At 67.8% G+C, this 14,025-nt stretch carries 9 protein-coding genes and 1 tRNA gene; 5 read left to right on the forward strand and 5 right to left on the reverse strand.

Annotated elements, in window-relative coordinates:
* Positions 1-88: 88 nt before the first annotated feature.
* The gene (locus WDM86_14050) at positions 89-1,378 is read right to left on the reverse strand and encodes an adenylosuccinate synthase (protein ID MEI9991155.1); all 1,290 of its coding nucleotides are present in this window, start codon (positions 1,376-1,378) and stop codon (positions 89-91) included.
* A 256-nt stretch (positions 1,379-1,634) separates the two neighbouring features.
* Between WDM86_14050 and WDM86_14055 the strand changes: the two genes are divergently transcribed.
* The gene (locus WDM86_14055; protein ID MEI9991156.1) at positions 1,635-2,342 is read left to right on the forward strand and encodes a TIGR02206 family membrane protein; all 708 of its coding nucleotides are present in this window, start codon (positions 1,635-1,637) and stop codon (positions 2,340-2,342) included.
* Between the two features lie 5 nt (positions 2,343-2,347).
* Here the strand turns inward: WDM86_14055 and WDM86_14060 are convergent.
* Positions 2,348-2,421: transfer RNA gene (locus WDM86_14060), tRNA-Gly, on the reverse strand.
* A gap of 208 nt (positions 2,422-2,629) precedes the next feature.
* Here WDM86_14060 and WDM86_14065 point away from each other — a divergent pair.
* The 3 genes from WDM86_14065 to WDM86_14075 all read left to right on the forward strand — a co-directional run bounded on the left by WDM86_14065 (position 2,630) and on the right by WDM86_14075 (position 7,373).
* Entirely contained in the window at positions 2,630-4,984 is a 2,355-nt protein-coding gene (locus tag WDM86_14065) for a TonB-dependent receptor (protein MEI9991157.1), read from the forward strand.
* Between the two features lie 24 nt (positions 4,985-5,008).
* Positions 5,009-6,616 carry an AMP-binding protein gene (locus WDM86_14070; protein ID MEI9991158.1) on the forward strand — a complete coding sequence of 536 codons (1,608 nt, stop codon included), beginning with the start codon at positions 5,009-5,011 and terminating at the stop codon, positions 6,614-6,616.
* A gap of 67 nt (positions 6,617-6,683) precedes the next feature.
* Positions 6,684-7,373: a TetR/AcrR family transcriptional regulator gene (locus tag WDM86_14075; GenBank protein MEI9991159.1), complete on the forward strand. Its 690-nt coding sequence runs from the start codon at positions 6,684-6,686 to the stop codon at positions 7,371-7,373.
* 11 nt (positions 7,374-7,384) lie between these two features.
* Here WDM86_14075 and WDM86_14080 read toward each other — a convergent pair whose 3' ends face one another.
* The 3 genes from WDM86_14080 to WDM86_14090 are packed head-to-tail and all read right to left on the reverse strand — an operon-like array spanning position 7,385 to position 11,329.
* Complete coding sequence (locus WDM86_14080) at positions 7,385-8,335, reverse strand: SMP-30/gluconolactonase/LRE family protein (protein MEI9991160.1); 951 nt, start codon at positions 8,333-8,335, stop codon at positions 7,385-7,387.
* Between the two features lie 4 nt (positions 8,336-8,339).
* Entirely contained in the window at positions 8,340-9,974 is a 1,635-nt protein-coding gene (locus WDM86_14085; GenBank protein ID MEI9991161.1) for a carboxylesterase family protein, read from the reverse strand.
* A gap of 5 nt (positions 9,975-9,979) precedes the next feature.
* Positions 9,980-11,329: an MFS transporter gene (locus tag WDM86_14090; GenBank protein MEI9991162.1), complete on the reverse strand. Its 1,350-nt coding sequence runs from the start codon at positions 11,327-11,329 to the stop codon at positions 9,980-9,982.
* 362 nt (positions 11,330-11,691) lie between these two features.
* On the opposite strand from WDM86_14090, the gene WDM86_14095 reads away from it, so the two are divergent.
* Positions 11,692-14,022, forward strand: coding sequence for an HAD-IC family P-type ATPase (locus tag WDM86_14095; GenBank protein ID MEI9991163.1), 2,331 nt, complete (start codon positions 11,692-11,694; stop codon positions 14,020-14,022).
* The last annotated feature ends 3 nt before the right edge of the window (positions 14,023-14,025 follow it).

A 14,025-nucleotide genomic window follows, 5' to 3' on the forward strand; every position in this document is an offset into this window, starting at 1 on the left:
TCTGGCGCGAAGGGTGCCGCGTTTTGCCCGTCAGAGAAAGAGGTGGTGACGTGGGGGAAACCTCACCTTCCCTCAAGGGGAGAGTGGATCATCCCAGGAAGGGATCGCGCACCATGATCGTGTCGTCGCGGTCCGGGCTGGTGGAGAGCAGCGCCACCGGCGCGCCGATCAGCTCCTCGATCCGCCGGACATATTTGATCGCGTTGGCCGGCAGCTCCGCCCAGCTCCGTGCCCCACGCGTCGAGCTTTGCCAGCCCTCCATCGTCTCGTAGACCGGCACCAGCCGCGCCTGCTCGCCGGCGTCGGCCGGCAGGTAGTCGAGCACCTGATCGCCCAGCCGATAGCCGGTGCATACCTCGATGGTCTCGAAGGTGTCGAGGATGTCGAGCTTGGTCAGCGCGATGCCGTCGATGCCGCCGGTGATCGCGGTCTGGCGCACCAGCACCGAGTCGAACCAGCCGCAGCGGCGCTTGCGCCCCGTCACGGTGCCGAACTCGTTGCCGCGCTCGCCCAGCGTGTCGCCGATCCTGTTCTGCTGCTCGGTCGGGAACGGGCCTTCGCCGACCCGCGTCGTGTAGCTCTTGGTGATGCCGAGGACGAAGCCGATCTGGCGCGGTCCGACGCCCGATCCCGCCGCCGCCTGGCCCGCCACCGTGTTGGACGAGGTCACATAGGGATAGGTGCCGTGATCGATGTCGAGCAGCACCGCCTGCGCGCCCTCGAACAGCACGCGCTTGCCGGCGCGGCGCGCGGCGTCGAGCTCGCGCCAGCTCGAGCCGATATAGGGCAGGATCCTGGGCGCGATCTCGCTTAGCGCGGCGAGCAGCGCGCCGGCGTCGATCTCCTCGGCGCCGGCGCCGCGGCGCAGCGTGTTGTGATGCGCCAGCAGCCGGTCGATCTTGGCCGGCAGGCCCGCGAGGTCCTTGAGGTCGACGACGCGGATGGCGCGGCGGCCGACCTTGTCCTCATAGGCCGGGCCGATGCCGCGCTTGGTGGTGCCCAGCCGCTGCAGCGAGTTCGACGACTCGCGCACCGCGTCCAGCTCCCTGTGGATCGGCAGCACCAGCACGGCGTTCTCGGCGAGCACCAGCACCTCGGGGGTCACCGCCACGCCGGCGGCGCCGACGCGCGCGATCTCCTCCAGCAGCGACCATGGATCGACCACCACGCCGTTGCCGATGATCGAGCGCTTGCCCTGGATCACGCCGGACGGCAGCAGCGACAGCTTGTAGGTCTTGTCGCCCACCACGATGGTATGGCCGGCATTGTTGCCGCCCTGGAAGCGCACCACCATCTCGGCCCGGTTGGCGAGCCAGTCGATGATCTTGCCTTTTCCCTCGTCGCCCCACTGGGCGCCGATCACCGCGACATTGGACATATTCCGTACCCGGATAAAACGAGTCTCCCGGCAAGGGATTCGCCGGGCACGGTGGCCACTTATAGCGCGGCCGCCGCCGAACCCAAATGCCGCGCTGCGACCTTCGGCCATGCCGGCGGCCCGTCTGGGCGGGATTCAAGGTGTGGGGCCGGCGCCCGGCGGGAAAGGCGGGCGCGCGCGAACCGGCCGCACTTGCGCCCACAATCGGCCATGCTCGCGCGGTTCCCTTCGCCGGCGCGCCGGCGAAGAGGGCCTCTTGCACGAACCGTTCGTCCTGTTCGGGACCCAGCACCTCGCCGCGATCGCGCTCACGCTCGCGGTCCCCGCGATCCTCGCCATGATCGCGCGCCGGCAGGGTCCGCGCGCCGACATCGCCATCCGAAGGGGGCTCGCCGCCCTGCTGATCGGCACCTGGATCGCGTGGTACGCGCTGTTCTTCGCGCGCGACTGGCTCGGGCCCGGCAACGCGCTCCCGATGAATTTGTGCGACTGGGCATCGATCGCGCTGATCGCGACGCTCCTTGCTCCAGGCCAGAGATCGTTCGAACTCGCCTATTTCTGGGCGCTGGCCGGCACGACGCAGGGGCTCGTCACGCCCGATGTGAACTACGCCTTTCCCGAGGTGCAGTTCGTCGTTTTCCTGCTCGGCCATGGCGCGATCATCGCGGCGGTTCTTTATCTCGTCGCCGGCGGCGGGATGCGGCCCGTGCCGGCCTCGCTTCCGCGGGTTGTGGGATGGACGCTCGCCTATGCCGCGGCGGCCGCGACGACCGATTGGCTGCTCGGCGTGAACTACGGCTTCTTCCGCGCCAAGCCGGGCCACGCGACGGTGTTCGACCTCATGCCGGCCTGGCCCTGGTACATCCCGGAGGCAATCGGGCTCGGCATCGTGGCGACGCTGCTGCTTTATCTGCCGTGGTATGTCGCGGATCGGATGCGGACGGCGGAGCCGCAACGGGCTTGAAGCCGTGGAGCGGGCGAAGGGAATCGAACCCTCGTATGAAGCTTGGGAAGCTTCCGTTCTACCATTGAACTACGCCCGCGTCGCTTGAGGGGATAGCACAGTCCCGGACGGCTTGGGGAGAGGACGCAGGCCGCACGCCGCACCCGTGACGCAAAAGCCTCACACCGCCAAAGATACTAATTCGCGTGTGAATGAATATTGACGGGATTCGGGTTTCCTGACAGCTTCGCTGGCAACATGCCTAAGAGCATGTGTGATCGCCCGCGGGCGTAAGGGGAGAAAACATCATGAGGCGCGCGTTAAGCCTTTCAACGTCCATTCTGGCGCTGGTTTGCTGCAGTGCGGTGCACGCGCAGGCGGCAACGGCCGATGCATCCTCCGACAGTGCTTCGAACGGCCCCATCGAAACGGTGGTCGTGACGGCGGAGCGCCGGTCGGAAAACCTGATGACGGCGCCGGTCACGGCGAGCGTCCTCAGCGGCGACCAGCTCCAGAACCGGGGCGCGCTGACCGTGAACGACCTGCAATTCATCGCGCCGAACGTGACGATCAACGATTTCGGCCAGGGCGTCGACTTCGACATCCGCGGCGTCGGCAAGGGCGAGCACAACACCCAGACCCCGATCGGCGTCGTTATCTATCACGACGGCGCGTCGACCTTCCCCGGCTATATCGCGGCGGAGCCGTTCTTCGACATCAAGAACGTCGAAGTGTATCGCGGGCCGCAGGGCACCTTCGTGGGCCAGAACGCGACCGGCGGCGCGGTGTTCGTCAATACGAACGATCCGGTGATCGGCGGCAATTACGACGGCTATGCCCAGTTGCAATACGGCAACTACAACAACGCGGAAGTGCAGGGCGCGGTCAATATTCCGGTCACCGACGACTTCGCCATTCGCATCGCCGGCTACGGCATGTATCGGTCCAGCTTCTTCAGCATCACCGACCACGATCCGGCGGACGCCTGCCCCGGTTTCAAATATGACGGCTGCAAGCCCGGCTACAACAATGCCGACAACACATGGGGCGCCGTGCGCCTGAGCGCCTTGTGGCATCCCATCGAGGCCCTGACGGTTTCGTTCAAATACGACGCCCTCTATCAGGACTTCGGCGCCTCTCCCGCCATTCCGTACACCGAGCTTTATCCGCTCGGCGCCCCGACCGCGCCGTTGGGCGTGCCCAATCCCTATCACAACACCGATCTCTTCCATGTCACGTCCAACGCGCCGGACGGCAGAATGGACCGGATGCAGCGCGGGATTTTGAAGGTCGACTATGCGTTCGGCGACGGCACGAAGCTGCAGTCCATCACGGACTACAATGTCGGCAACACCATGTGGCGCTCCGACCTGGATCTGACCGACTACGGCAACCCGGGCGACATCAACTATTTCGCGGCCTATCCCGGCTTCGGCGGCACCAACAACTGGACGTTCTACGACCGCGTCGACGAGACCATGTATTCCGAAGAGATAAACCTGATCTCCGCCGACAACCAGCCGATCACCTGGGTGTTCGGTCTGTACGGCCAGCAGAACAATTACACCTGGATTTCGCCCTACCAGTTCTGGGTCGCGGTCGGCTCGCGCGTCGGCAACGATCCGACGCCCAGCGCGGCCAACGCCTATCAGTTCACCTCCTATACGTTCCAAGGCCATACGAGCAATCTGGACCTGGCCGGCTTCGGTCAGGTGGAAGCCAAGCTGGGCGACGGCGTGTCGGCCTCGCTCGGCGGACGCTACACGATGACCCGCTCGCAGAATGTCGGCCCGTTCTGGAACTACGGCGCCTTCCTGGACAACCGCCAGGGCCAGAAGTCCTACAATCTTTCCTACAAGGCCGCGCTCGATTGGGCCGTCGACGACGGCAATTTCCTCTACGCCTTCGTGGCGACCGGCTATACGGGCGGCGGCCTCAACGTCGTCTTCAACCCGGGCGTATCCCAATCCTTCGGCCCGGTCACCGACACGAACTACGAGGTGGGCTGGAAGGCGACGGATTGGTTCGACGGGCATGTGCACACCGAGGTCGACGCCTATTACACGGAGTACAACAATTTCCAGGTCATCCTAGGCGATCCGCAGGTCCCCAATACGTCCAACGAATTCAACCTGCCCAACGCGACGGTAAACTATGGCGTCGAAGCGGAAGCCCAAGGCTCGTTCGGGGCGTTCTCCTTCACCGGCGCCATCGGCCTGCTGAAGAGCCAGCTCGGCAATTTCTACATCCGCGACAGCCGGTTGCTGGGCAGTTTCGGCACGTGCGACCCGAAGATCGGCGGGCTCGATCCCAATTGCGTCAACGTGAAGGGGAATCCGATGACCTATGCGCCCAGCGTCACCTTCAACTTCGGCGCCGAGTACAGGTTCAATCTCGACGGCGGCGACACGCTGACCCCGCGCATCAGCTTCGCCCATATCTCCGGGCAATGGGCGTCGCTCTTCGACAACGCCTCCCTGGGCGACCGGCTGGGCGCGCGCGACCTGCTCGGGGCGCAGCTCGCATGGACGATGGGCGACATGGTCTGGACGCTCTATGGCGACAACCTGCTGGACAAGCAGTACGTGACGGCCGTCGACTCCGGCGGGCTCTATCCCGGCGCGCCGCGCCAGTATGGCATTCGCGTGTCGAAGTATTTCTAAGAGGGGACCCTTTGTGGCCGCCGGCTGTGGGGCCAGCCGGCGGTCGCGTTTTTTCGGTCGCACACAGGCTCATGCAATCTTACGCTCTCACGGTCGACAAATTCCTGGACCACGCCGCGAAGTGGTCCGGCGACGGTCAGGTCGTCACGGCGGGGGGGCGGACGGATCGGCTACGCCGCGCTCCGCGCGCGCAGCAATCGCCTGTCGGGCGCGCTGGCCGCGCTGGGGCTGCGCTTCGGCGACAGGGTCGCGACGCTCGCCTGGAACACCCAGCATCACCTTGAAACCTACTATGCCGTCATGGGCGCGGGGCTGGTGTGCCACACGCTCAATCCGCGCCTGACGGTCGCCCATCTCGCGGCGATGGTGAACGAGGCGCAGGACCGCGTGCTGGCGGTGGGGACCGGACTGGCGGATCTGGCGCTCGAACTGGTGTTCCATTGTCCGAGCGTCGAAGCCGTGGTGTACCTGGACGGCGAGCCGGTCGAGTCGCGGTCGATTGCTGATCGCCGGACTTTCGCGTTCGAAACCTTGCTTGCCGAACTGGGCGCACAGACGCGCTGGGGCGAATTCGACGAAGAGACGCCCGCCGGGCTCTGCTACACGTCGGGGACGACGGGCGCGCCCAAGGGCGTGCTCTATACCCATCGCTCCAACTATCTTCACACGCTGCGCGCCCTGCAGGCCGATGCGGTCGCGTTGACCGCGGCCGACAGCGTGCTGGTCGCGGTGCCGATGTTTCATGCCAATGCCTGGGGCTTTCCCTTCGCCGCGCCGGCGGTGGGCGCCAAGCTCGTCCTGCCCGGCCGCCAGTCCGACGGCGCGCATCTGGCGGCCCTCATCCGCGACGAGGGCGTGACGGTGGCCGCCGGCGTGCAGACGGTGTGGCAGGGCCTGCTCGATCACCTCGACGCGACCGGGGACGACGTGCCGAGCCTTCAACGCGTGCTCATCGGCGGCTCGACCTGCCCCGACGCGCTGATCGCGCGGATGGAGGACCGGCTGCAGGCGCGCGTGCAGACGAGCTGGGGCATGACCGAGCTGTCGCCGCTCGGCACCATCGCGGCCGCGCATGGGCGCGCGCGCGCCGTCGGCTCGGGCCGCCCGCCCGCCGGGCTCGACCTCAAGCTCACCGATGCCGCGGGCGTCACCTTGCCGAAACAGCGCAACGTCACCGGCCACCTGAAGGTCAAAGGCCCCAGCGTCGTCGACCGCTATTTCAAGGCCGAGACGGACGCCCTGGACGGCGAGGGCTATTTCGACACCGGCGATCTCGCCAGCATCGACGACGACGGCAATCTGACGATCGAGGGCCGCGCGAAGGACCTGATCAAATCGGGCGGCGAGTGGATCAATCCGGCCGAGATCGAGACCATCGTCGGGCGGCTGCCCGGCGTCGGCCTCGTCGCCGTCGTCGGCCGGCCGGACCCCAAATGGGGCGAGCGGCCGATCCTCGTCATCGAGCCGCGCAAGAGCCACCCGATCGACGACAAGGCCCTGCTGGACGCCCTTCGCGGCAACGTCGCCGACTGGTGGATTCCGGACCGGGTGATACGGGTGGCGCATATGCCTCTGGCGGCCACCGGCAAAATTGACAAAAATCGTCTGCGCGCGGAATACGCAAGGGCCTAGATGGGCGGCGGGGGATCGTCCTGCCGCCGGCGGGGATTGCCACGCGCACGTTGCAAAGGTCGAAGTGATGACGCCAGGCAAGACGAAATCCCGGAAAACGGCGCCCAGGAAGCCCGCCCGGACCAAGGCCGAGCAGCGCGCCGAGACGCTGGAACAGATCCTGGACGCGGCCGAATACCTCTTCTCCAAGCACGGTCTCTACGGGGTGACGCTGCGCGACGTCGCGGTGAAGGTCGGCGTGCACACCTCGCTGCTGCATTACTATTTCGAGGACAAGTTCGCCCTGTTCAAGGCGGTCTTCGAGCGGCGCGCCCATGTGACCGCCGAGCGCCGGATGAAGGCGCTGGAGGAATATGAAAAGCGCGCGGCGGGCAAGCCGACGGTCGAAGGCGCGCTGCACGCCTTCCTGGACACCGACTTCGATATCTACATGGGCGGCGGCGAGGGCTGGACGAATTACGGCGCCTTCGGCTCGCAATTGGCCAACACGCCGGAAGGCGCGGCGATGTTCGACCAGCATTTCGATCCGGTGGTGCTGCGGCTCATCAAGATACTGCGCAAGGCCCTGCCGGACGTGTCCGAGGAGGACATCTTCTGGGGCTATCACTTCGTGACGGGCAGCTTCATGCATTCGCTGTCGCGCAGCGGCCGCCTCGACCGGCTGTCGAACGGGATGTGCAAGTCGGGCGACCTCAAGGCGGTGAAGGCGCGCATGGCGGACTTCATGGCCGCGGGTTTCCTGACGCTGAAGGGCTGACGCCCTCCCGGCTATTCGAGGTCCTTGGGCAAGCGGAACGTCGCCAAATGCGGCATCAGCAGCGAACCGACATAGGCCGTGCGGCCGTCGGGGCCGCCGAAGGCGAGGCTGGTGGGCAGCCGTAACGGGCCGTGCTCCGAGGCGCAGGCCACCAGGTGATCGACGCCGCCGTTGCGCTGCTCGACGCCCACGGTCATGGCCTCGACCGCCGCGTCGTTCGTGTCGTGATAGACGACATGCACGTCGCCCCGCGGGTCGATCGTGCACAGGCCGTTCCGGCTGATGAGCGTGACCCAGATATTGCCGAAGCGATCGAAGGCGAAGCCGTCCGGGAACGCGCCCCGGCCGAGGCTTTCGGGTCCGACCGTCTCCTTGGCGCCGAGCGAGCCGTCCGGCCGGATCGCGAACCGCACGATGCGGCAGCCCAGGGTCTCGGCAGCGTAGAGATGGCGGCCGTCGGGCGAGACCTTGACCTCGTTGGTGAGGTCCAATCCGTCGGCGACGATCTCGCAGCGCGCGCCGTCGCGCTCGACGCGCAGGATGTAGCCGTCGGGCGCCCGCGAGGTCAGCCCGGCGTGCCATTGCGGCGCCCGCGTCATCACCGAGAGCCAGATGCGGTCGGGCCCGTCCGCCCAGGCGCAATTGACCGTGCCCAGCGGTTTGCCGTCGAAGCGGTCCAGCAAGGTGCGGGTCGCGCCGTCGGGCGCGATCAGGTGCAGGCCCCCGTCGCCGAGGCCGGCGACGACGAAGCTTCCGTCCGGCCGGCGGCTGAAGCCGTTGGCGTCGGCGATGCCCGAACCGAGCAGCGCCGGATCGCCCTGCTCGCGGACATGCGCGACGCCGCCGCGCGCGTCGGAGGCCCACACGCCATCGCGGTCGACCCAGACGCATTCGGGGCGCTGCAATCCCTGGCCGAATATTCCAAGATCGGCGGTCGATAGTCTGAGATCGCAGATCCTCATCCGGCTACTTCCCGCAGCGCGCGTCCGGCGGGGGCAGCGGCGGCGCGGCGAGGCCGACATTCCAGGCCCAGGCCAGCGTGCCGTTGGCGTGGCGGCGGCACACGACCTCTTCGTTCAGCGCGAACATCCCGGGCAGCAGATTCTCCGACGGATGCGGCGCGTCCGTGAAGGCCATATAGGCGCCGGGCGGACCGTAAGGCTGCCAGGCGGGCGCGCCCGCGGCCTCGGGCTTTCCGTCGCGCGCGAAGCTCGTCCAATAGCCGACCATCGCGTCGGACAGGGCGGCCTCGGCCGGCGTCGCCGGCATCTTGGGCCAATGCGCCGGCGTATGGTCGAGCGCGCCGAACATGTAAGGCAATTCGCTGGCATGGAAGGCGTGCAGGCCGGCATCGTCGGCGGCCGGATAGCCGTGATCGAAGAAATAGAGGAAGGACGGCTGGCCGAGTGCCGCCTGCCGGCGCACCAGCCGCTCGGCGGTCCAGCCATAGAGCCCGTCGCGCGTCGTCGCCAGGATGCTCTCGCGCATTCCGGCGCTGGGATAGAGCTTCAGGAACGCGTCCGCGAGGTCGCCATAGCGCTCGCGGATGGCCTTCTCATAGTCCGCCGGGCTCGCCGGCGTCGGCGGCGCCAGGATGGTCAGGGAGCGGATTTCGCCGCTGTTGAACCCGGCCAGGACCGGCACCGGCGCCTGCTCGCCCTTGTCGAAGACATCGACGAGCTGTGCCGGCAGGATATGTCCGTCGACCGCGCCGAACGGCGCGAATCCGGCCGCCGCCGCGGCCGCCGTGAGCGCCGTCGCGTCCATCGCGCGCAGCGCGGCGATGTTCGGCGCGTGCACCGCGGCCGCGAAATTGGATCCGCTCTGCTCGGCGGCCGGCCAGCCATATTTGCTCTGCCGCAGCTCGGGCGTGGAAATCAGATAGGCGCTCTGCGCGATCGCCTTGGCGAACAGGCCGCGCGCCTCGGGCGATGCCATGAGATAGGCGACGCTCAATCCGCCCGCCGATTCTCCGGCGATGGTCACGTTCGCGGGATCGCCGCCGAAGGCGTCGATATTGGCCTTGACCCAGCGCAGCGCCGCGATCTGGTCGAGCAGGCCGTAATTGCCCGACAGGCCGAGCGGCGATTCGGCGCTCAGCGCCGGATGCGCCAGCCAGCCCAGCACGCCGAGCCGGTAATTGATCGTGACCACGACGATGCCGCGCGCCGCCAGCCGGGCGCCGTCATACATCATCTGGCGGCTCGCGCCGCTCCAGAGCGCGCCGCCATAGATCCAGAAGAAGACCGGCGCGTTGCGCGCGTCGGCGGGCGCCCAGACGTTCAGCGTCAGGCAATCCTCGCTCATCGGCGCCGGATCTTCGGTATAGATCGTCGAAAGCGTGGCCGCGGGCTGGACGCATTCGGGGCCATAGGCGGTCGCTGTCCTGACGCCGGTCCAGCGCGGCATCGGCGCCGGCGGCTTCCAGCGCAACTCTCCCACCGGCGGCAGCGCGAAGGGGATGCCCTTGAAGACGCGCAGCGCGCCTTCGACCTGGCCTTGCACCTGGCCGGCGGGCGCATCGACGACCGGCGCGGGATCGGCGGACGAGGCGGCGGCAAGGCCGGCGGCGGCCGCGAGGCAAAGGAAGAGACGACGCAAGGCGATCATCGGCGGGGCGCTCCGGCTGCAAGGTCTTCCTGGCGCAACACCCGCGCCAGCCACAGGAACAGGCCGATCGCCAGGGCGTAGAACGGCGCCAGCGCGTAGAAGGCGAGCTGCAGCGAGTGCACGGGATGACCGGGATGGAGGAAATCGCTGATCGCGCCGACATAGGCCGGGCCGACGCCCATGCCGATCAGGTTCATGATCAAGAGCAGCAGGGCGCCGGACAGCACGCGCTGATCGGGCCGCACTTCTTCCTGGACCAGCGTGACCGAGGAGGAGAGATAGAAGAAGTTGAGGAAGGTCGGGCCGATCTGGAAGAGAAGCGCGATCTGCCAGGACGGCGCCCACACGAAACCGACATAGAACGGAACGGCCAGCGCGAGCGACGCGGCGGGCACCAGGGCATAGGCCTGCCGGGACTTCCGCGTGAACCGGTCGATCACGCGGCCGGAGACCAGGATGCCCGCGCTCATCGCGATGCCGACCACCAGCGCGGAATAGAGCGCGACCTCGCCCAGCGTCATGCCCTTTTCGCGCATCAGAAGCAGCGTCGAGAAATTGCCGGAGCCATAGGTGATGATCTGCGTCGCGCCGCTGCCGAGCGCGGCCAGCACCAGCGCCTTCTTGGAGAAGAACAACGCGATCGTCTGCAGGAAGCCGGATGCCGGGGCGCCGAAATGGGGGTCGCCGGCGACGGCCGGCTTGTCGAGCCCGCCGCGCGGCGGTTCGCGGACGATCAGAAGCACCAGCAAGGCCGTCACGACGCCGACCGATCCGAGCGCGATGAAGGCGTCGCGCCAGCTATAGGCCGCGGCGATGGAGGCGCCGAAGGCCGTCCCCAGCGCCGCGCCGATCGGCGGGCCGAGATTGTAGATGCCGAGCGCCGTGCCGCGGCGGCCCGACGGGAAATAGTCCGAGATCACCGCGTAGGACGGCGGCACGCCGCCGGCTTCGCCGACGCCGACCGTCATCCGCGCCACGACGAGCTGCGCGTAGCTTCCGGCGAGGCCGCACGCCATCGTCGCCGCGCTCCACAGCGCGCAGGCGAGGGCGAGGATCCAGACCCGGTTGGTCCGGTCCGCGAGCCAGCCGACTGGAATCGAGATGAAGCAGTAGAACAGCGCGAAATAGAGGCCGCCGATCAGGCCGAGCTGGCCGTCGGAGACGTGCAGACTGTCCTGGATGGGCTTGGCCAGGATCGACAGCAGCGAGCGGTCCAGGAAGTTCAGGACATAGACGAAGCACAGCACGCCGAGCACGATCCAGGCGCGCGCGCCCGGCTCGGCGACCGGCGAAACGGGGGCCTGGCCGTAGCCGGCCGGCGGTGTCGATGATTTGAGTTCCGGCACCGCTCAGAGGCTCGGTTCGCGGCGCGACATGGCGAAGGTCGCTCGTAACGAAGACGTCTTCGCTGCGCGCGCGACGGACTTGCTGTTCACCGGACAACCCTCCCTTCGACATCGTCATGGATGCCGATTTTTTTCGAATATGCTCCCGAACCGAGAGGTCCGTCAATATTCACTATCACGTGAGTGAATATCTTGGAGCGGGCGATGACCTGCGGGCCGGATGGTTTACGGGCCCTGGACGCGGGAATGAGCGTTCCGACACACCCGGGACACGCGAACCGGCGTAGGGTGCGCTATGTCTTGCTGTTGGATAGGCCTGTGAGGCCCGGCGAACGTCGCGCCGCTGCCTCGGTGCCATCGCCGTGACGGCGGCGCCCAACACGCCGGCGCCGACCGGCCTGACGAGCGCGGAAGCCGCGAAGCGCCTCGCCCAGACCGGCCAGAACGCCATCGTCGATGTCGCGCAGCATCCGGTGCGCCGCGCCTTGGCGAAGCTGTGGGCGCCGGTGCCCTGGATGCTGGAAGCGGCGATCCTCCTGCAACTTTTCCTGGGCGATTATGTCGAGGCGGGCGTCGTCGCCTTTCTTCTGATCTTCAACGCGGCCATCGGCTTCTTCCAGGAGAGCCGGGCGCAGGCGACGCTGGACGCGCTCAAATCGCGCCTGGCGCTGGTCGCGTCGGTGCAGCGCGACGGGACATGGACGACGGTGCCCGCCACCTCGCTGGTCGCCGGCGACCTGCTGAAGCTGTCGCTGGGTTCGGTGGTGGCCGCCGATGTGCGGCTGGTCGAGGGCTCGATCCTGATCGACCAGTCGATGCTCACCGGCGAGTCGCTGCCCATCGAGGCCGGCGCGGGTGCGCAGACCTATGCCGGCGCGCTGGTGCGGCGCGGCGAGGCGGTCGCGCAGGTCACCGCCACCGGCGCGCGCACCAAGTTCGGACGCACCGCGGAGCTGGTGCGCAGCGCCAAGGTGGAGAGCTCCGAGCAGAAGGCCATCCTGCGCGTGGTGCGCAACCTGGCGATGTTCAACGGCGCCGTCACGGTGCTGCTGACGGTCTATGCCGTGCTGCTGCCGATGCCGCGCGGCGACATCATTCCGCTCATCCTGGTCGCGGTGCTCGCCTCGATCCCGGTGGCGCTGCCGTCGATGTTCACGCTGGCGGCGGCGGTCGGGGCACGCGGCTTGGCGCGTAATGGCGTCCTGCCGACCAGCCTGTCGGCGGTCGACGAGGCCGGCAGCATCGACATCCTCTGTTCCGACAAGACCGGAACGCTGACCCGCAACGAACTCGCCGTGATGAACGTCCGCGCGATGCCGGGCTTCGACGAGGCGCATGTGCTGGCGCTGGCCGCGCTGGCAAGCTCCGATGGCGGACAGGATCCGGTCGATGCCGCGATCCGCGCGGCCGCCGCCAAAAAGGTCGTCGCCGATGCGCCGGCGCTGGTGACGTTCCTGCCGTTCGATCCCGCGGCGAAGCGCGCCGAGGCGAGCGTGCGGCAGGCGGACGGCGCCGTGGCGCGGGTGGTCAAGGGCGCGTTCGATGTCGTGCAAGCCCTGTCGCAAGCCGCGCCCGAGGCGGCCGCCATCGTCGATGCGCTGCAGGCCAAGGGCTATCGCGTGCTCGCCGTCGCATCGGGGCCGCCGGCGGCGCTGCGTGTGGCCGGCCTCATCGCGCTCAGCGATCCGCCGCGCGCGGATTCCGCGGCGCTGATCAGCGAGCTCGCCGGGCTCGGCGTGCGGACCGTGATGGTGACGGGCGACGCGCCGGTCACCGCCAAGGTCGTGGCGGACGCCATCGGCATCGCCGGAGCGGCCTGGGCGACGACACCGCTGCCGGAAGACCTGCCGGCGGAGAAATACGCGATCTTCGCCAGCGTCCTGCCGGAGGATAAGTACCGCCTGGTCAAGGCGCTGCAGAAGGACGGCCATGTCGTGGGCATGTGCGGCGACGGCGCCAACGACGCCCCGGCGCTGCGCCAGGCGCAGATGGGCATCGCCGTGTTCACCGCGACCGATGTCGCCAAATCGGCTGCCGGCCTGGTGCTGACGGAGCCCGGCCTCGGCGGCATCGTCGCGGCGGTCAAGGAAGGGCGCGCGACGTTCCAGCGCATCCTGACCTACACGCTGCGCTCGGTCGTGCACAAAGTCGTGCAGGTGCTTTTCCTGGCCGCCGGGCTGGTCCTGACGGGGCAGGCGATCCTGACGCCGCTGCTGATGGTGTTCATGATGGTGACCGGCGATTTTCTCGCCATGTCGTCCTCGACCGACAATGTCCGGCCGTCGCCGACGCCGAGCGTCTGGCGCATCGGCAATCTGACCATCGCCGGCGTGATCCTGGGCGCGGTCGATCTGCTGTTCTGCGTCGGCTGCTTCGCGGCCGGCAAATTCGCGTTCCACTTCGATACCGCGTCCTTGCAGACGCTGACCGTGGTGATCCTGGTCTATAGCGGCCAGGCGGTGTTCTATGTCGTGCGCGAGCGGCACCATATCTGGAGCTCGATGCCGGGGCGGTGGGTGCTGGCCTCGTCGGTCGTGGATTTGTCGATCGTCAGCCTCTTCGCCGCGAACGGCATTTTGATGAAGGCGCTCCCGGTTGCCGTGCTGGCGGGATTGTTCTGCGCCGCCGTCGTTTTGGCCTTCGTCCTGGACGCCGCGAAGGTTGCGCTCTTTCGCCGCCTGCGGATCGCCTGACCA

This window comes from Rhizomicrobium sp. (assembly GCA_037200045.1).
Classification (GTDB): Bacteria; Pseudomonadota; Alphaproteobacteria; order Micropepsales; family Micropepsaceae; genus Rhizomicrobium.